20 protein-coding genes are annotated in these 18,331 nt (G+C 51.6%); all 20 read left to right on the top strand.

The window, feature by feature from the left end; genetic code table 11:
- The first annotated feature begins 24 nt into the window (after nt 1–24).
- Complete coding sequence (cheB, locus tag R70723_RS18760; RefSeq protein ID WP_039874241.1) at nt 25–1,419, top strand: protein-glutamate methylesterase/protein-glutamine glutaminase; 1,395 nt, start codon at nt 25–27, stop codon at nt 1,417–1,419.
- 35 nt (nt 1,420–1,454) lie between these two features.
- On the top strand, nt 1,455–3,521 hold the full coding sequence (locus R70723_RS18755) for a chemotaxis protein CheA (RefSeq protein ID WP_039874238.1): 2,067 nt from the start codon (nt 1,455–1,457) through the stop codon (nt 3,519–3,521).
- A 27-nt stretch (nt 3,522–3,548) separates the two neighbouring features.
- Nucleotides 3,549–4,010 carry a chemotaxis protein CheW gene (locus R70723_RS18750; protein WP_039874235.1) on the top strand — a complete coding sequence of 154 codons (462 nt, stop codon included), beginning with the start codon at nt 3,549–3,551 and terminating at the stop codon, nt 4,008–4,010.
- A gap of 3 nt (nt 4,011–4,013) precedes the next feature.
- The gene (locus R70723_RS18745; RefSeq protein WP_039874232.1) at nt 4,014–4,640 is read left to right on the top strand and encodes a chemotaxis protein CheC; all 627 of its coding nucleotides are present in this window, start codon (nt 4,014–4,016) and stop codon (nt 4,638–4,640) included.
- A complete protein-coding gene (locus R70723_RS18740) occupies nt 4,633–5,130 on the top strand; it encodes a chemotaxis protein CheD (protein ID WP_039874230.1) in 498 nt (165 codons plus the stop codon). The genes R70723_RS18745 and R70723_RS18740 overlap by 8 nt, the downstream gene beginning before the upstream one ends.
- A gap of 2 nt (nt 5,131–5,132) precedes the next feature.
- Nucleotides 5,133–5,540: a hypothetical protein gene (locus R70723_RS18735; protein WP_039874228.1), complete on the top strand. Its 408-nt coding sequence runs from the start codon at nt 5,133–5,135 to the stop codon at nt 5,538–5,540.
- A gap of 76 nt (nt 5,541–5,616) precedes the next feature.
- Nucleotides 5,617–6,405 (top strand): FliA/WhiG family RNA polymerase sigma factor, encoded by a 789-nt coding sequence (locus R70723_RS18730; protein WP_039874227.1) that lies wholly within the window; start codon nt 5,617–5,619, stop codon nt 6,403–6,405.
- 30 nt (nt 6,406–6,435) lie between these two features.
- Nucleotides 6,436–7,839 (top strand): flagellar assembly protein A, encoded by a 1,404-nt coding sequence (locus R70723_RS18725; protein WP_039874225.1) that lies wholly within the window; start codon nt 6,436–6,438, stop codon nt 7,837–7,839.
- A 75-nt stretch (nt 7,840–7,914) separates the two neighbouring features.
- On the top strand, nt 7,915–8,226 hold the full coding sequence (locus R70723_RS18720; RefSeq protein WP_039874223.1) for a hypothetical protein: 312 nt from the start codon (nt 7,915–7,917) through the stop codon (nt 8,224–8,226).
- A gap of 34 nt (nt 8,227–8,260) precedes the next feature.
- The gene (locus R70723_RS18715) at nt 8,261–8,824 is read left to right on the top strand and encodes a hypothetical protein (protein ID WP_039874221.1); all 564 of its coding nucleotides are present in this window, start codon (nt 8,261–8,263) and stop codon (nt 8,822–8,824) included.
- Entirely contained in the window at nt 8,821–9,438 is a 618-nt protein-coding gene (locus R70723_RS18710) for an MltG/YceG/YrrL family protein (protein ID WP_039874219.1), read from the top strand. Before R70723_RS18715 ends, R70723_RS18710 begins: the two co-directional genes overlap by 4 nt.
- A 199-nt stretch (nt 9,439–9,637) precedes the next feature.
- Nucleotides 9,638–10,339 carry a 30S ribosomal protein S2 gene (gene rpsB, locus R70723_RS18705; RefSeq protein WP_039874217.1) on the top strand — a complete coding sequence of 234 codons (702 nt, stop codon included), beginning with the start codon at nt 9,638–9,640 and terminating at the stop codon, nt 10,337–10,339.
- A 130-nt stretch (nt 10,340–10,469) separates the two neighbouring features.
- Nucleotides 10,470–11,120 (top strand): translation elongation factor Ts, encoded by a 651-nt coding sequence (tsf, locus tag R70723_RS18700; RefSeq protein WP_039874214.1) that lies wholly within the window; start codon nt 10,470–10,472, stop codon nt 11,118–11,120.
- Between the two features lie 108 nt (nt 11,121–11,228).
- Nucleotides 11,229–11,957 (top strand): UMP kinase, encoded by a 729-nt coding sequence (gene pyrH, locus R70723_RS18695; RefSeq protein WP_039874212.1) that lies wholly within the window; start codon nt 11,229–11,231, stop codon nt 11,955–11,957.
- The gene (frr, locus tag R70723_RS18690) at nt 11,957–12,511 is read left to right on the top strand and encodes a ribosome recycling factor (RefSeq protein WP_039874210.1); all 555 of its coding nucleotides are present in this window, start codon (nt 11,957–11,959) and stop codon (nt 12,509–12,511) included. The genes pyrH and frr overlap by 1 nt, the downstream gene beginning before the upstream one ends.
- 79 nt (nt 12,512–12,590) lie before the next feature.
- A complete protein-coding gene (locus R70723_RS18685) occupies nt 12,591–13,364 on the top strand; it encodes an undecaprenyl pyrophosphate synthase (protein ID WP_039874208.1) in 774 nt (257 codons plus the stop codon).
- Nucleotides 13,365–13,385: 21 nt separating this feature from the next.
- Nucleotides 13,386–14,189 (top strand): phosphatidate cytidylyltransferase, encoded by an 804-nt coding sequence (locus R70723_RS18680; protein ID WP_039874206.1) that lies wholly within the window; start codon nt 13,386–13,388, stop codon nt 14,187–14,189.
- Between the two features lie 22 nt (nt 14,190–14,211).
- Nucleotides 14,212–15,351: a 1-deoxy-D-xylulose-5-phosphate reductoisomerase gene (locus R70723_RS18675; protein WP_039874203.1), complete on the top strand. Its 1,140-nt coding sequence runs from the start codon at nt 14,212–14,214 to the stop codon at nt 15,349–15,351.
- Between the two features lie 156 nt (nt 15,352–15,507).
- Nucleotides 15,508–16,782 carry an RIP metalloprotease RseP gene (rseP, locus tag R70723_RS18670; protein ID WP_039874202.1) on the top strand — a complete coding sequence of 425 codons (1,275 nt, stop codon included), beginning with the start codon at nt 15,508–15,510 and terminating at the stop codon, nt 16,780–16,782.
- An 83-nt stretch (nt 16,783–16,865) separates the two neighbouring features.
- Nucleotides 16,866–18,314 (top strand): proline--tRNA ligase, encoded by a 1,449-nt coding sequence (proS, locus tag R70723_RS18665; protein ID WP_039874201.1) that lies wholly within the window; start codon nt 16,866–16,868, stop codon nt 18,312–18,314.
- The last annotated feature ends 17 nt before the right edge of the window (nt 18,315–18,331 follow it).

Here is an 18,331-nt window from a genome sequence, read left to right as displayed (position 1 = left end):
TAGATGGACAGAGGTGGAAGTGCTATGAGGCCATATAAAGTTTTGGTTGTGGATGATTCTGCATTTATGCGCAAGATCATATCCGATTTAATTGAAAGTGATCCTGATTTCAAGGTGACTGATACGGCGGCTACTGGCCGTGAAGCGATAACGAAGGTGAACGAGCTTCAGCCTGATCTGGTGACCATGGATGTGGAAATGCCGGAAATGAACGGCTTGGAGGCATTGAAGGTGATTATGGCCAATCACCCGTTGCCGGTTATTATGCTCTCGGGCATTAACGAGGAGGGCATGAGGGAAACCATTATGGCGCTCGAATCGGGAGCCTTTGATTTTATCCGCAAGCCCTCGATAACCAATTCCCAGGATATAATGGCCGTTGGCGTATCGTTGATTGAACAGATGAAGGGGGCCATGCTTGCCCGGGAGCAGCGTGAAGCGCGAATCTCTTCCCTGAAGGAGCCTGAGGCTGTACTCCCAGAACCTGTCCGTCCCCAGGCTGCAAAGCCTGTTGTTCCTGAGCTGCCGGTGCGGCTGCCCGGGCCGCCTAAGACTAACGAGTCTCCGGCCAAACCTGCGGCAGACAAGCCTAAGTCGGCAGACACGGAGCTGGGTGTAAAGCGGCCTGACTCTGCCAGATCCGGTACGGAGTGGGCCCGGAAGCTGCCTAAGCCTCCGGCAGCTCCTCCCAAACCGGCAGCTCCCGAGCGGCTTAAGAGCCGCAGACAGCTTGAGGCAGCTCCTCCTGCGGCACCTGAGGTTAAAGCGGTGCCAGAGCTTACTGCACCTCAACAGCCTGAGCCACCTGCTGCAGCCGGTGACCGGAAGCAGGGAGGAAAGGGGCTGCGTAAGCTGGTTGCAGTCGGCTGCTCTACAGGAGGCCCGCGGGCGCTTAAAACGTTCCTAGAAAACATCCCGGCGAATTTCCCGGCACCGATAGTGATCGTACAGCATATGCCGCCCAATTTCACGAAGTCACTGGCCCAGCGCCTGAATACCTTTAGTCCGCTTGAAGTGTCTGAGGCTGAGCACGGCATGATTCTTCGCCAGGGTGCTGCCTACATTGCTCCAGGGGGATATCATGTGAAGGTCGTTCCTGCCGCTGGAGGGCAGTACGCTATTGAGCTTACTACAGAAGATGCCCGCAACGGGCACCGCCCTTCAGTCGATACGCTGTATGAATCCCTGCTGCCGCTCACCGGGCTGGAGCGCCATGCGGTCATTATGACCGGCATGGGCAGTGACGGTGCAAGAATGATGAAAGCTTTGTACGATTCAGGGGTAACCTCGACATTCGCCGAGAATGAAGAGACCTGTGTCGTGTATGGAATGCCGCGTTCCGCGGTTGAATTGCATTGTGTTAAATATGTGCTGCCGCTGCAGGAAATTGCACCCCGGCTGGTACAGGCTGTTAAATAAAGGAAAATGCGAACTCGAAGGGGAGGTGCTCGTTAGTGGACATGAATCAATATTTATCCATGTTTATTGATGAGTCAAATGATCATCTGCAGTCATTGAATGAGAGCATGATGGGGCTGGAAGCAAATCCTGAAGATATAAGTATCGTACAGGTGATTTTCCGCTCCGCGCACACCCTAAAGGGTATGGCGGCTACAATGGGATTCGAGGATTTGGCTTCCCTCACCCATCAGATGGAGAATGTGCTTGACCTGGTGCGCAACAATAAACTGCGGATGCAGGATTTTATTTTTGACACACTGTTCAAAAGCCTGGATGCCCTTGAATCCATGGTGCAGGATATTACGGCTGGAGGCGAAGGCAAAGCCGATGTAGCAGCGATAGTCTCTGCACTGCAGGCTATTGTCCGCGGTGAAATTCCGGCTGCAGGAGGAGCTGCTGCGGCAGCGCCGGCTGCTGAAGCCTCCAGTGATCTCCAGATCACCCTGGATGAATTTCAGTATTCTGTACTGGAGCAGTCCCTTCAGGAAGGGCATCAGGTACTGTATATTGACGTAGCTATCCGCAAGGACTGCCAGCTCAAGGCGGTGCGGGCGTACATGGTCTTTGATCTCCTGGAGCGTTCAGGAGAAGTGGTCAAATCCTTCCCTTCGGTTCAGGATATAGAGCAGGAGAAGTTCGATTACGGCTTCTCGCTCTATTACATAACCCAAAAGGGTGCCGATGAAATGAAGTCGATGATCATGAATGTATCTGAAATCGACAATGTAACGGCTGTAGCGCTTGATCAGGAGTCACTCGCCCAGATGGCGCTGGAGGCCGCAGCAACCGCTGAGGCGCCCGCTCCTGTGCAGACGGCTCCCGCAGCTGCTCCGGAGACTTCTCCAGCCGCTCCTGCAGCCAGAGAAGAAAGTGCCGCCAAGGCAGCACCAACCCGCACAGGGTCGGCTCCATCCCGGACAATCCGCGTCGACATCGAGCGCCTGGATGTGCTGATGAACCTATTCAGTGAGCTGCTGATTGACCGTGTACGCCTGGAGCAGCTTGCTTCAGAGGTGCAGAACAGTGACCTTACAGAGACAGTTGAGCATATGGGCCGTGTCAGCGGCGATCTGCAGAACATTGTCATGAAGCTGCGGATGGTGCCCGTAGATACCGTGTTCAACCGGTTCCCGCGTATGGTCCGTGACTTGGCCAAATCGCTGGATAAAAAAATTGATCTTATTGTTACCGGGGCTGAGACCGAGCTGGACCGCACCGTTATCGATGAGATCGGCGATCCCCTGGTGCATCTCCTGCGCAATGCGGTTGACCACGGCGTTGAGTCCATTCAGGACCGGGTTGCCACCGGCAAACCGGAGACGGGTACAGTAAACCTTCGTGCCTTCCACAGCGGCAATCATGTATTTATTGAAATTGAAGATGATGGTGCAGGCATTAAGCCTGAGAAGATCCTTCAATCTGCAATCAAAAAAGGAATTATTACGCAGGAGCAGGCTTCAGGCTACTCAGATGATGAAGCGATTCAGCTGCTGTTCGCTCCGGGCTTCAGTACTGCCGAGGTAATCTCCGATGTATCGGGTCGCGGGGTCGGTCTGGATGTCGTCAAATCGAAGATCACATCACTGGGCGGTAACGTGGTTGTATATTCCACACCGGGCAAGGGTACAAACTTCTCAGTACAGCTTCCGCTCACCCTGTCCATCATTGCGGCCATGCTTGTAAAGATCGGACCAGAGAAATATGCAATCCCGCTCTCTTCCATTGTGGAAACCGGGATCGTGAAGCAAACCCAGATCCGCACCATTCACGGCTCCAAGATGATCGAGTTCCGCAACAGCCATATTCCGCTGCTCTCGCTCAGCAGGTTCTACTCCATTCCTGATTTTGATGAAAGCACAGAAGAGGAAACAGAGATTATCGTTATCCGTAAAGGCGAACGAATGGCGGCTCTAGCTGTTCAGGATTTCATCGGGCAAAATGAAATTGTTATCAAGAATCTCGGCAAGTATCTGCCGGAGGTTCAAGGCATCTCCGGTGCGACCATTCTGGGTGACGGGCAGGTTGCTCTTATTATTGATCCTAATGCATTTATAAAATAATCAGGATAGAACAGGGAGGTTCATTCCATGGCTGAGGATATCAAAGTAATTGTGTTTAAGCTTGGATCAGAAGAATACGGCATTGAAGTGGACAAAGTACAGACTATTGAGCGCATGATGCCGATTACACGTGTTCCGAAGACCTATTCCTTCATCAAAGGCGTTATCAATCTGCGCGGTGTAGTTATTCCGGTAATTAATCTGCGCGGCCGCTTTGGAATTGAAGAGGCCGACCATACCGACCAGACCCGGGTAATTATCGTCAATGTCAATGAGATGGAAGTCGGCTTCATTGTGGATTCGGCTAATGATGTCATTGATTTGAACCGTGATTCTATCGACACACCGCCTGAGGTTGTAGGGGGAATCAAGGCGAAATATCTGGACGGGGTGGCTAAAATCGGAGAAGACCGTCTTCTGATTATGCTTAACCTGTCTGAAGTATTAAATAAGAGTGAAATCGTGCAACTGGAAAGCCTAGAGGGATAGTCCATGGAGCTGTTCAAGAATTTTAAGGATTTCAAAATGGATGTTTTGAAGGAAGTCGGCAACATTGGAGCCGGTAACGCCGCCACCGCGTTGTCCCAGCTTTTGAATAAGCCGATCGATATGGCAGTGCCCAAGGTTCAGCTGCTGAGCTTTGAAGAAATTACCGACAAGGTAGGCGGAGCAGAGGAACTGGTCTATGCCGTGTTTCTGCGCGTTGAAGGGGAAGCACCAGGTAATCTCTTCTTTATTCTTACTCCAGATGCAGCGATCAGCCTGCTGAACCGGATTGCCGGAATTGAAATTCTTCCGGATCAGGAGCTGGGAGAGATGGAATTCTCCGCGCTCAGTGAGATCGGCAACATTCTGGCAGGCTCTTATCTTTCATCGCTTGCAGATTTCACCTCCCTGTCCATGTATCCGACTGTGCCTGCACTGGCTATGGATATGGCCGGGGCCATTCTGGGCTACGGGCTGCTGCAATTCGGCCAGATGGGTGACGATGCGCTGCTCATTGATACCACCTTCCTGGAAGGGCAGAATGAAATTGAAGGCCAATTTTTCCTTATTCCGGATCCCGAATCATTCCCGAAAATTTTCAAAGCATTAGGAGTTCCGTTTGATAATGATTGAGGAGCAAAGCATTATTAAAGTAGGAATGGCAGATCTTAATGTTGGCAGCCAGGACAGTCTGATCCGTACGACCGGTCTTGGCTCCTGCGTGGGCCTTACCTTGTTTGATCCGGGTAAAAAATTGGCGGGGATGGCTCATGTCATGCTGCCTTCCTCAGACATTGCCCGGGAAGGCCAGCTAAACATAGCCAAGTTTGCGGACACGGCGGTTCCTGAGCTGCTGTCCCGCCTGCTGGCACTTGGTGCGGTCCGCAGCCGGATCGTAGCCAAAATGGCCGGAGGCTCGCAAATGTTTGCTTTTGCCGGAGGAAATGACACCATGAGGATCGGGCCTCGTAACGTCGAATCCTGTAAGCTTGCCCTTGAGTCGCTCCGCATTCCCCTGATTGCCGAGGACACGGGCGGAAATTTCGGCCGCACGATTGAAATTGCCTGCAGCACAGGGATGCTTCATATCCGCAGCGTCCAAAAAGGCACAAAGGAAATATAGCCATGGGGAAAATGTTAATCAGCTTTTTGTCCGGGTTAATTGGTTTTTTATTTACCTTTCTGACTAATTACGGGCATAATTTACTTGGGACGAGTCTGATTCGGGGGATTTATGGATTTATTCTTTGGTTTGTGCTTGCTTTCTTCCTGAGATGGGTATTGGGTTTTATTGTGAAGCAATCCGCTTCAGGCAGGAGCAGTGAGCTTGCCGGGGACGATGAAGCACTGGGGGGCAATCTTGATCTGAGCACACCTGATGAAGATGAGGAATTAATCAATCTGCTTAAGCAGAAGCCGGCAGAGGATAACGGGGGCAGTGAAGGCTTTACCCCCCTGCAGCCGCCTAAGCTGGTATCCATGAAAGATCCTGAAGAATTGGCCAAGGCCGTTCGTCACCTGAAAGAAGAATAAGCGGAGTCCTTGCGTCTTGACGGTTTTCCAGCCTGCAGGATGTCCGCTGACTAAACTTTGGGAAGGGTGAAAGCCATTGAACGAGCAAAAAGCTTCTCAAGCAGTCACAGACGGGCTGTGGGAGCAGTGGAAAGAGCACGGTAACCCAGAGGCCAAAAAAAGGCTGATTGAGAATTACCTCCATATTGTTGATTATGTGTCCAGCCGTCTGGCAGTCGGATTACCCAAAAATGTGTCCAAAGACGATCTGGCCAGCAACGGTGTAATGGGGCTTATAGATGCCATAGAAAAGTTCGACTACAAACGCGGCCTGCAGTTCCAGACTTACGCATCCTGGCGTGTACGCGGTGCTATTCTGGACTCTTTACGCCAGAGCGACTGGGTTCCCAGGTCCGTTCGGGAAAAAGCGAAAAAAATCGAGGATGCCTATCAGCAGCTGGAACAGAAATACTTAAGATCAGTCAGTGATGAGGAAATGAGCCAGCATCTGAACATTTCGGAGACGGAGTTTCAAAATATGCTGCAGGATGTGGCTGTCATGTCACTCTGCTCTCTGGAAGACCCGATCCGCGAAGAAGAATCCGAAACACGGATGTCCATACTGGTGGACGATAAAGCCAAAAATCCGGACCGTAAAGTAAATGAGTTTTATCTGCGCGAAACACTCACCAAAGGCATCGAAAAATTAACGGTGAAAGAACGGACCGTAGTGTCCCTTTTATATTATGAGGATTTATCCTTAAGTGAAATTGCCGAGGTGATGTCTTTATCGCCTTCGCGGATTTCACAGCTTCATTCAAAGGCAATTTTGCGTCTGCGTGGAACACTTGAGAAGAACCGTGACCTGCTTATGCAAAATGATTAACCGGGCGACGGTGACAAGGGGGAGCAGTAATTGATCGGTCAGTATGCTTTGAACCAATACGTGAGTATTACGTTTTCGGAGGATAAAGGGATTGCTTATCTTGAATTCTCCAAGAAGGATGAGAATTTTTCCTGTTCCGCCGAAGATTTGGAAAGCTTCCTTTACAGTCATGAAGTTCGTTACGGTATCCAGCACGACATCGTGAAACGGATCAGCAGCAATCCGGAAGAATACTTTTTCAGCAGAGTGCCGGTTGCCATCGGCAATGAGCCGGTCCATGGTGTTGACGGGTATGTTGTCATGGCCATGGATCTGGATGAAGACCGCAAGCCGCTTGAAAAAGAAGACGGCAAGGTAGACTACAAGGATCTGGTGCGGCTTAACAATGTGTTTAAAGGGCAGTTAATCTGCCAGGCTGTTCCGCCGGTGCCCGGTCAGAAGGGCAGGGCTGTTACAGGTGATGAAATCCCGTGCAGACCCGGAAAAGATGCCCGTTTTAAAATCGGTAAAAATGTGCTGCTTGACCAGACTGAGACAGCCATGTATGCGGCAATTGACGGCTTGGTCACGCTCACTGATAAGGGTAAAATCAATGTGTTTCCTGTCTACGAGGTCAATGGCGATGTGGATTACAGCACCGGTAATATTGATTTTGTCGGGACTGTGGTTATCCGCGGCAATGTGCTGACAGGCTTTTCAGTGAAATCCGCAGGCGATATCCGTGTTGTCGGCGGAGTTGAGGGAGCGGAGCTGACTGCCGGGGGCTCTGTGGAGATCACAGGGGGGATAATCGGCTATAATAAAGGACTGATCAGCGCCGGCAAAAATGTTAAGGTCAGCTTTATCCAGGACGGCAATGTGCTTGCGGCTGAAGATGTAATCGTATCCCAGAGCATTATGCACTCCAATATCCGGGCAGGACGGGATGTTTTGTGCAACGGTACCAAGGGGCTGATTGTTGGCGGAATTGTCCAGGCCGGTGAGCGAGTGGTAGCCCGGACAATCGGGAACACAATGTCAACTGCTACGGCAATTGAAGTAGGTGTGGTTCCCGAGCTTCGCAATGAAATCAACGAGCTCCGCCAGGAGCTCCGTCAGCTGCTGGAGAACGATGACAAGACTAACAAGGCGCTGTATTTGTTGAATCAGCTGGCTAATAACGGGCAGCTGTCTTCAGACAAGGTGGCGCTGCGTGTGAAGCTGAATGCAACCAAGCAGGCCCATATGCGTGATGAAAGACGGATTAAAGAACGGGTGCTAGAAATTGAAAAAATGCTGGAGGATACAGCAAAAGCAAGGGTTGAGGTTGTAAAAACAATCTATGGCGGCTCCAAAATCGTGATCGGCAGATACACCAGGTTCGTCAAGGATCCGACGGAACGGGTTGTTTTTCGTTATTCCGACGGCGATATTTCCCTTGCGCCGTATATCTAACAGGCGGGCAGCGCAGGCGGCCGGCCATTCCTGTCTGCCGGAACAATACATTTGGTTTATGGGGAGGGGAACACTGTGAGCCTGAAACCAGTCGAACTGCAAATTGCACTGCCCCGGACAACGGATGCAGGCAAAGTCCAGAACGAACTGCTTCACCGTCCTGTACTCGACCAGCAGCAGCTGGCGGGACAGAACGTAAAGCATGCTGCTGAGCTCGCCCGGCGAACGAATGAAATTGAGGAATCTCCGGATTCGAAGCTAAGAAATGACGGGGAACGCGGAAACGGGCAGGGCAACCATCCATCAGGACAAGGACAGCGCAAAGGCGAGGCTCCCCATGATGCAGAGCACCCTTATAAAGGGCGGCGGTTTGACCTGAGCCTCTAAGCGTCCAAATGAAACCGTAAAGGAGAACACGCATTTGCAACCATGGATATACATTGTGCTGGTAGGCGCTGTTGCTATTGTCTACGCGCTTATCCTGCCGGCACGCCGCAAGGAAGATGGGTCCGAGAAGCAGAGCCTAAAAGATACAGAAGCGGCACTGGAGCTTTATATGGCGGATTTGGAGCGGGAAAACAGTGAAATGCTTGAGCTCGTCAGCAGCATCAAGCAGCAGTCGCAGAGTACCAAGGCAGCTTTGCAGGAAGAGATCAGCGAACTGCGTGAACAGGTTGCCGTTCTGCACAAGAGCACTGCGCTGCTGGATGCCCGGCTGACGGCGGAGGAAAAGGGGCTGCTTCAGCTTACTGCCTTGACCAAAGATAGTGCTGCCAGACGGCCCGCTGAGGGGGGTTCAGCAAATCAGGAAGCTGCTCCGGCTCCAAAAGCAAAACCCGTGAGCTCGATCAAGCTGCGCTATCCGCGGCTATTTGAGCTGCATGAGCAGGGCAAATCCATTGACTCTATCGCCAAAACGGCCGGCCTTCAGCGGGGCGAGGTTCAGCTTATTCTGCAGCTGGCCAAGCAGGAGGAGTCGGTATGATGAAGAACCGTTCATTCATGCTGGGTCTGGGCACGGGACTGATAGCAGGAGCGCTGCTCCTGCAGCTGATGATTTCCGGAGGCGCAGCGCCGCTCACCCGGGAGGAGCTTGTCAGGCAGGCTGAGCAGCTTAACCTGACTGTTACAGACCCGGCTGCCGGGCCGCTGGCTACAGTGGAGCCGGACGGAGCGGATTCTGCGCCTGAGGGTCAGACCGGCGCGGCGCCGGGCGCTGCTACTGCTGCTCCTGCAGCTACACCAGCGCCTACGTCTACACCAGACGCTGCGGTCCAGCCGAGTTCGGCTGCCAAGCCTAGTACGCCCGCCCAGCCGTCCCAGCCGTCCTCAAGCAGCGGGAACGCTGTAGCTCCGGCTGTCCCGGCCAGCCCGCAGACTGCTGCAGCCGGCGTGATTGCCGTGCGCATCCCCTCCGGCAGTACGCTTACACAAACAGCGCAGCTGCTTGCAAAAGCCGGGATTATTAGCGATCAGGCAGGATTTCTGGAGACAGCTATTGACCGGAAAATCAACACAAAAATACAATCCGGCAGTTACAATTTCATCAAAGGTGAGAGTGTGAACTCTATTATTGAAAAGCTGATTACCGTGAAATGAGGCGTAATACGCCAGTAATTCACAAAACTTTTTGTTAATCGTTGCATCCCGTATTTTAATATGGTATAGTAATTGACGGTGTTAAAACACACGCCGGTTGATTTCGACAAGGGGTGCTTTCTTCTGAAGAAAGTCTTGTAGGAAAATGACGCATGGCGGAGGAGACACACAATAAACCAAATCTAGGAGGTGTGTGAAGATGGCAGTAATCTCCATGAAACAGCTTCTCGAAGCTGGGGTACACTTCGGTCACCAGACTCGTCGCTGGAACCCTAAGATGGATCGTTATATCTTCACTGAAAGAAACGGAATTTACATTATTGACCTGCAAAAAACGGTTAAAAAGGTAGAGGAAGCTTACAACTTTGTTAAAAGTGTAGCTGCTGACAACGGCACAATCCTCTTCGTAGGAACCAAGAAGCAAGCTCAGGATTCCGTTAAGGAAGAAGCTGAGCGTTCGGGTATGTTCTTCATCAACCAGCGTTGGCTGGGTGGTACCCTGACTAACTTCCAGACTATTCAGAAGCGTATTGACCGCCTGAAGAAACTGGAAGCTTGGGAAGAAGACGGTACCTTCCAAGTTCTGCCTAAGAAAGAAGTTATCCTTCTCCGCAAAGAGAAAGATCGTCTTGAGAAGTTCCTGGGCGGTATTAAGAACATGAAGGGCCTGCCAAGCGCGCTGTTCATCATCGATCCTCGTAAAGAGCGTATCGCTGTTGCAGAAGCCCGCAAGCTGGGTATCCCTATCGTAGCTATCGTTGATACGAACTGCGATCCGGACGAAATTGACTACGTAATTCCAGGTAACGATGACGCTATCCGCGCCGTTAAATTGTTGACTGGTAAGATGGCGGACGCTGTTGTTGAAGCTCACCAGGGCGAAGACACAACTACTGCTTAAGTAGTAACCGGAACATAAACAAGAACTTAAATGAAAAGGGTGGTTGGCAGGTGGATAACCTCTCACTGCCCTTTTTTTAGGATAAAGGCCTAGAATGGAATAAAACGACAACTATCTGGAGGGAATAACAATGGCAGTAGATGCAAAATCCGTAAAAGAACTTCGTGAAAGAACAGGCGCAGGTATGCTTGATTGCAAAAAGGCGCTTGAAGAAGCAAACGGCGATATCACCAAAGCCGCTGAACTGCTCCGCGAAAAAGGTCTTTCCGCAGCAGCTAACAAAGCTGGACGTATCGCTACTGAAGGTACTGTAGAATCTTACATCCACGCTGGCGGACGTATCGGCGTGCTGGTAGAAATCAACTGCGAAACTGACTTCGTAGGTAAAACAGATTCCTTCAAAGAATTTGCGCGTGACATCGCTATGCAGATCGCTGCAGCCAGCCCGCAGTATGTACGCCGCGAAGAAGTGCCGGCTGATGCTGTTGAGAAGGAAAAAGAAATCCTGAAGGCTCAGGCTCTGAACGAAGGCAAACCAGAGAAGATTGTTGAAAAAATGGTTGAAGGTCGCATCAGCAAGTTCTATGAAGAATATTGCCTGCTTGAGCAGCCTTTCGTTAAAGACCCTGACAAGACAATCTCTCAGCTGCTGAACGAAAAAATCAGCACTATCGGTGAAAACATCTCCATCCGTCGTTTCGTTCGTTACGAGCTGGGTGAAGGTCTTGAGAAAAAGGTTGAGAACTTCGTTGATGAAGTAATGGCGCAAGTTAAACAATAATTAATAAACTGTATTGAAGCATCTTCAGAATTGAATAAGGCAAGCATCAAAAGAACGGAACACGTACACCTAGTGTTCCGTCTTTTGTAAGAAAGTGAGGGTATACAATTGGAACAGCCGGTATTTAAGAGAGTCGTTCTTAAGGTTAGTGGTGAATCTCTGGCAGGACAAAACGGATATGGTATTGATGCTGAGACGATTAATTCCATTGCCGAGCAGGTAAAGGAAGTAGTTGAGCTTGGCGTTCAAGTAGCCATCGTCTGCGGAGGCGGCAACATCTGGCGCGGAATCGCCGGCAGTGCAAGCGGTATTGACCGTGCGACAGCCGATTATATGGGGATGCTTGCAACCGTTATGAACTCGCTTGCTCTGCAGGATGCTTTGGAGCAGATTGATGTTCCTACCCGGGTACAGACCTCCATTTCCATGCAGCAGATTGCTGAACCGTACATCCGCCGCCGGGCCATCCGCCATCTGGAGAAGGGCCGTGTGGTTATTTTTGCAGCCGGAACAGGCAACCCATTCTTCTCGACAGATACAACTGCAGCGCTTAGAGCAGCTGAAATTGAAGCAGAAGTGATTTTGATGGCGAAGAATAAGGTGGACGGTGTCTACTCTGCGGATCCGTTCAAGGATCCTACAGCCGAGAAATTTGAACAGCTGACCTACATGGATGTGCTGAACAAAAATCTTGGGGTAATGGATTCCACCGCCTCCTCTCTGTGCATGGATAATAATATACCGCTCATTGTGTTTGCTATTACAGAGCAAGGCAATATCAAACGTGTCGTTCTCGGTGAGAAGATCGGAACGATTGTTAAAGGGAGTGTAGATTAATGCCACAGACGGTTAAGAAAAATGCCGAAGAACGTATGGAAAAAGCGATTGCTTCCCTGAAGCGTGATCTGGCAACCCTGCGTGCAGGACGCGCATCTACAGCGCTTCTGGACCGCATCCAGGTTGAATATTACGGTGCGCCTACCCCGGTTAACCAGCTGGCCAACATCAGCACACCGGATTCACGTACCCTGCTGATCCAGCCGTGGGACAGATCCTCGGTAGCTGATATTGAACGGGCGATTATGAAATCCGACCTGGGTCTTACGCCGGCTAATGACGGTACCATTATCCGTCTGAGCATTCCGCCGCTTACCGAAGAACGCCGTACCGAGCTGGTGAAATTCACCAAGAAGTTTGGCGAAGAAGCGAAGGTAGCGATCCGCAACATCCGCCGTGATGCCAACGATGACATCAAAAAGATGGAGAAGAACGGCATTTCGGAAGATGAATCACGCGGGCATCAGGAAGATATTCAGAAATCAACGGATAAGTTCATAGCTGAAGTCGATAAGGTGCTCTTGTCCAAAGAAAAAGAGATTATGGAAGTATAATGATAATCAAGAGACCTCAAGGCCCCTCCGCATATGGTGGGGTTTGTCTCTTTCTGATAAGAGCTTGGAGGAAACGGAAATGATCAAACGGATTCAAGCATGGCTTAGCCGTAATGACAGGCAGGAGGAACAGCCTGCTGAGATCTCCCCGGACAATATTCCCCGGCACATAGCAATTATTATGGACGGGAACGGACGCTGGGCGAAACGGCGCGGCCTTCCGCGCATTGTCGGTCATCAAAACGGAATGAAGGCTGTAAAGCGGGCTACCATCGCTGCTGATGATCTGGGAGTAGAATTCCTGACGATGTATGCTTTTTCAACGGAGAACTGGAAGCGGCCCAAGGATGAGGTCGATTTCCTGATGAAGCTGCCCGTGGAATTCCTTGCACTTGAACTGGATGAGCTGATTGAAAAAAATGTGCAGGTACGTGTAATGGGTGACAGTGAAGCCTTGCCTTCCCATACCCGCAAAGCGATGGAAGAGGCTATTGAGCGGACGAAGCACAATACCGGACTTGTCTTGAATTTCGCGCTGAATTACGGCGGGCGTAAAGAGCTTGAGGACTGTATGCGTGAGCTTGGTAATGAGATTAAGGCCGGCAAGCTGTTGCCGGAGGAGATCACCTCCGAGCTGATTGACAGCAGGCTGTTATCCGGCGGCTTGCCGGATCCGGATCTGCTGATCCGCACCAGCGGAGAAATGCGGCTGAGTAATTTTATGCTCTGGCAGGTCGCGTACAGTGAGTTCTGGTTCACGGATGCATACTGGCCTGAGTTTGACAAGACGCATTTAATGCAGGCTGTTGCCGAATATCAGCGCCGTACACGCCGTTATGGCGGATTGAAGTAGCCTGATGGGAGATGAGAAGCTTTGAAGCAACGACTCATTACCGGAATTGTTGCCGGGGCGCTGTTCTTGGGCCTTTGTGCGATCGGGGGCTGGTCCTATCACCTCCTGCTGACTGCCATGGCGCTTGTAGGGTTATATGAATTTGTCAAAATGACGGGGCTCGCTCCTTTTAGCGGCACAGCCCTGCTTGGTTACGCTTCAATTATCGGCTTCATGATCCCCTGGGGATTGCTGGATGCTGCCGCCTGGCTGTCATGGGAACAGGGAGTATGGCTATTATTGCTGGTTTTCCTGCTGGTAACAGTATTCAGTAAAAACAAACTTGATATTAAGCTTACAGCGCTATTATTTACCGGAATTGTATACATAGGAACGGGTTTTTCCTATATGGGTACCGCCCGGGCTGCAGGTGACGGTCACGGGCTGTTCTGGACGCTGCTGCTGCTGTGCTGTATCTGGGGCAGTGACGCAGGTGCTTACTTTGTCGGCAGAAGCTTCGGGAAAAACAAGCTGTGGCCGGCAATCAGCCCCAACAAAACCATTGAGGGTGCGCTCGGCGGTGTGGCGATTTCCGTGATCATCTCGGTAATATTTGCTGTGTTCGCTCCTAATCTGCTGACAATTGGACAGGCACTGCTGATCGGCTTGTCTGCCGCTGTTTTCGGCCAGCTTGGTGATCTGGTGCAGTCTGCCTATAAACGGGTGTACGGTATTAAGGATTCAGGCTCGCTGCTGCCTGGTCATGGTGGCATTCTTGACCGCTGCGACAGCTGGATTATCGTATTTCCTTTCGTACATATCGTAATGCTGATGCCTTACTATTAAACGACAGGGAGAAGATACAACTGTGAAAAGAATAAGCATTCTCGGCTCCACCGGCTCCATAGGCACACAGACACTGGATGTGGTTGCCATGCATCCGGAGCAGTTTATAGTGGACGGCCTGGCTGCGGGCGGCAACACGGACCTGCTGCTGGAGCAGGTCCGCCGTTTTAACCCGCGCCGTGTATCGGTCTCTACGAAGCAGCATGCGGATGCCATCCGGTCCAGCCTGCCTAAGGATGTCGAGCTTTACTACGGTAATGAAGGTCTGGTGGAAATTGCAGCCGGAGGGGATGCCCAGACGGTTGTAACTGCGCTGGTGGGCAGCATCGGCCTGGAGTCCACGCTTGCTGCAATTGAAGCCGGACGCCACATCGGGCTGGCCAACAAAGAAACGCTCGTGACTGCAGGCCATCTGGTAACAGAGCTGGCCGGCCGTAAGGGAGTGAAGCTCCTGCCGGTTGACAGCGAGCATTCCGCTATTTTTCAGTGCCTGAACGGTGAGAACCGCGCAGATATTGCTGCCATAACAGTTACGGCTTCCGGGGGCTCTTTCCGGGATTACAGCCGTGACCAGCTGGACAATGTTACTGTTGAAGATGCACTGCGTCACCCCAACTGGACTATGGGAGCCAAGATTACGATTGACTCGGCTACCATGGTCAACAAGGGCCTTGAGGTTATTGAAGCCCACTGGCTGTTCGGTCTTCCGTATGAGCAGATTAATGTATTACTGCATCCGGAGAGTATTATACATTCCTATGTGGAATTTTGTGACAGCAGCATTATCGCCCAGCTGGGCAGCCCGGATATGCGTGTACCGATTCAGTATGCCCTTACTTATCCGGACCGCTGGCCTTCACCGGCTTCCCGGCTGTCACTCGCCGAAATCGGCCGCCTGACCTTCCGTGAAATGGATTATGTCCGGTATCCGCTGCTTAAGCTGGCAATGGAATGCGGCAAGGCCGGCGGGACGGCAACCACCGCGTATAATGCGGCGAATGAGGTGGCGGTGGCCCGCTTCCTGCGCCGTGAAATTTCCTTTTTACACATTGAAGAGATCATTGACGAGGTACTGCAGCGGCATGTGAATGTGGACAGGCCGGATCTGCAGCAGATTGAGCATTGCGATACAGTAACCCGGGGAATTGCAGCTAAGCTCTAAACGCCGGTAAGGCGTAAAAGCTTAAGCGGAGCGGGGGATTCTACGTTGCCCTGTAAAAATAGGCTGAGACTGTTGATTCTCTTGTGCCGGACCTTGGAATAATGATAAATTAAGAGGACATACTTCGGTCTTACACCTAAAGGGGGAATGTTACGGATGGAAATGGTAAGGGTCGTTTTTTTAACGGTGCTTATGTTTTTTGTTCTGGTGACTGTCCATGAATGGGGACATTATTACTTCGCCAGACGCGCCGGTATTCTTGTACGTGAATTTGCTATCGGTTTCGGCCCGAAACTGTTTTCTTATAGACGCGGTGAAACCCAGTTCACGCTCCGGCTGCTGCCTTTTGGCGGCTATGCGCGGATGGCAGGGGAGGATCCTGAAATTGTTGAAATCGGCCAGGGGCAGATGATTGCGGTCAGGCTCGGGCAGGACAACAAGGTCAAGAATATCTATCTTGATTCGCTGGACACCCGCAGAAATGTAATCCGCGGAGAAGCGCAGTTTACCGATCTTGAGGATGAGCTCAAAATCCGTCTCGATGTAGACGGCGAGGTTACTACCTATGACGTGCATCCGCAGGCGATGATGATCAAAGGCGGACAGCAGACCCAAATTGCCCCTAAAGACCGTCAGTTCGGCAGCAAAACCGTCGGACAGCGTGCCTTGGCTATCGTAGCCGGACCGGTAATGAACTTCATTCTGGCGTTTGTGCTGTTTGCGCTGCATCTGCAGCTTGCAGGCATTCCAATCGAGAATCCTACCGTGGTCAGAATCGGTGAAATATCTGCAGGCATGCCGGCAGAAGAGGCCGGTTTACAGGTGGGGGATATCGTAGTCTCTGTTAACGGTGAGCAAATCGGCGGAGATTATATGAAAATGATTAACCTGACCTCGGCTTCCCAGGGCAAAGAGATGGACTGGGTGCTGCAGCGCGGGAGTGAAACCTATGAAGTCACGATGATTCCCCGGACAATGGAAGGGCAAGAAGGGGGCAAAGTAGGGGTCACACGGGATGTAGAGACACGCAAAGCCGGCTTTGGCGAGACGATTACCAAATCAGGCACAGCCATGGTTACTACAACTGAACTGATCTTTACCGGATTTAAGCAGCTGATCAACAACTTCAGCCTGGATGATGTTTCCGGTCCTGTAGGCACGGCCCAGATGACGGGAAGAATTGCCCAGCAGGGCATAGAATATCTCACTTACTGGGCGGCCATTCTCAGCCTGTACCTCGGGATCTTTAATCTGCTGCCCGTTCCGGCGCTGGACGGAAGCCGTCTGGTCTTCCTGGGTGTCGAAGCGCTGCGCGGCAAGCCGGTGGATCCGAACCGTGAGGGGATGGTCCATTTTGTCGGCTTCGCCCTGCTGTTCCTGGTTGTAATCGTTGTAACCTATAATGATATATTGCGCCTGATTACAGGCTGATTTATGGCGGAACCGCAAATGACGGCCGGACGGCTAAGGAGCCGGGCTGCATGTTGCCGGATAATTTAGGAGGATTTCATGACATGGCTAAAGATAAGCAGTTCGTTACGGAAATAACGCCGCAAAGCGAGGATTTCTCGCGCTGGTATATTGATGTAATCAAAAAAGCGGATCTGATGGATTATTCGCCGGTCCGCGGCTGTATCGTATTCAAACCGGAGGGCTACGAAATCTGGGAGCATATCCAGGAGGAAATGAACCGCCGCCTCAAAGCGACCGGACACCGTAACGCCTACTTCCCTGTGTTCATTCCGGAGAGCTTTTTCCAGAAGGAAAAGGATCATATCGAAGGCTTCAATCCGGAGCTGCCGTGGGTAACTGAGGCCGGCGGAGATGTGCTGGAGGAACGTCTGGCTGTCCGTCCGACCTCGGAAACCATGTTCGGGCACATGTACTCCAAATGGATCCAGTCCTATCGTGACCTGCCGGTGCTGATCAACCAGTGGGCGAATGTGGTACGCTGGGAAAAACGCACGCTGCCGTTCATCCGGACTACAGAGTTCCTGTGGCAGGAAGGCCATACGGCGCATGAGAATGAAACCGAAGCTAGGGAAGAAACCATGCGGATGCTGGAGAACTACCGTGATTTCGTGGAGACCTTCCTGGCGATTCCGGTTGTTACCGGCCAGAAGACGCCTTCAGAGCGGTTTGCCGGTGCAGTGGACACTTACTCCATTGAAGCGATGATGAAGGATGGACGGGCTGTTCAGGCCGCCACTTCCCATTATCTTGGAACCAAGTTCGCGGAAGCATTTGAAATTCAGTATCTAAGCCGCGAGAATGTACTGGAGCACGTGCATACTACTTCGTGGGGATCTACTACCCGCCTGATCGGCTCGCTGATCATGGTTCACGGGGATGACCGCGGACTTGCGCTTCCGCCTAAGGTTGCTCCGACTCAGGTTATCATGATTCCGATTGGACCGCCTAAGACCCGTGAAGCCGTAATCGGCCGGACGGACGAGCTGTTCAAGCAGCTGAAGGATGCCGGGGTGCGTGTGCGTGTAGACGACCGCGCGGATCTGACACCAGGCTGGAAGTTCAATGAATATGAAATGCGCGGAGTGCCTGTGCGTCTTGAGCTGGGACCGCGTGATATGGAAAACGGCGTCTGCGTGCTTGTTTCCCGTGTGACCGGCGAGAAGAAGGTAATTCAGCAGGACAATCTTGTAGCAGAGGTTCAAGCCATGCTGGAGCAGGTGCATAACGAAATGTTCGAGCGTGCGCTGAAATTCCGCGAGGATCACTTCTATTCTGCGGATACGCTTGAAGAAATGAAGGCCTCGATGGAGGAGAAGCGCGGCTTTGCCCTGGCAGGCTGGTGCGGAACCGAGGAATGCGAGGATAAGGTAAAAGAAGTAACGGGTGCGGGCAGCCGCAATATTCCGTTTAATCCGGCAGAACAGAAGACCACCTGTATCTGCTGCGGTAAGCCGGCCAAGCATACGGTTGTTTTTGCCAAAGCCTATTAAGCAGGAAACAAGTATAA

Origin of the sequence: Paenibacillus sp. FSL R7-0273 (genome assembly GCF_000758625.1) — a bacterium.
In the GTDB taxonomy this organism is placed as follows: Bacteria; Bacillota; Bacilli; order Paenibacillales; family Paenibacillaceae; genus Paenibacillus_AQ.
The sequence above is the reverse complement of the archived record's forward strand: the minus strand, read 5'-3'. Positions and strand labels throughout refer to the sequence as shown.

Bases quoted from the DNA above. Each gene is read 5' to 3' on its own strand.
- R70723_RS18750 (WP_039874235.1), top strand. From the start codon at position 3,549: ATGGCTGAGGATATCAAAGTAATTGTGTTTAAGCTTGGATCAGAAGAA.
- proS (WP_039874201.1), top strand. From the start codon at position 16,866: ATGGCTAAAGATAAGCAGTTCGTTACGGAAATAACGCCGCAAAGCGAG.
- R70723_RS18740 (WP_039874230.1), top strand. From the start codon at position 4,633: ATGATTGAGGAGCAAAGCATTATTAAAGTAGGAATGGCAGATCTTAAT.
- frr (WP_039874210.1), top strand. From the start codon at position 11,957: ATGCCACAGACGGTTAAGAAAAATGCCGAAGAACGTATGGAAAAAGCG.
- R70723_RS18685 (WP_039874208.1), top strand. From the start codon at position 12,591: ATGATCAAACGGATTCAAGCATGGCTTAGCCGTAATGACAGGCAGGAG.
- cheB (WP_039874241.1), top strand. From the start codon at position 25: ATGAGGCCATATAAAGTTTTGGTTGTGGATGATTCTGCATTTATGCGC.
- R70723_RS18710 (WP_039874219.1), top strand. From the start codon at position 8,821: ATGATGAAGAACCGTTCATTCATGCTGGGTCTGGGCACGGGACTGATA.
- R70723_RS18745 (WP_039874232.1), top strand. From the start codon at position 4,014: ATGGAGCTGTTCAAGAATTTTAAGGATTTCAAAATGGATGTTTTGAAG.
- rpsB (WP_039874217.1), top strand. From the start codon at position 9,638: ATGGCAGTAATCTCCATGAAACAGCTTCTCGAAGCTGGGGTACACTTC.
- tsf (WP_039874214.1), top strand. From the start codon at position 10,470: ATGGCAGTAGATGCAAAATCCGTAAAAGAACTTCGTGAAAGAACAGGC.
- rseP (WP_039874202.1), top strand. From the start codon at position 15,508: ATGGAAATGGTAAGGGTCGTTTTTTTAACGGTGCTTATGTTTTTTGTT.
- R70723_RS18735 (WP_039874228.1), top strand. From the start codon at position 5,133: ATGGGGAAAATGTTAATCAGCTTTTTGTCCGGGTTAATTGGTTTTTTA.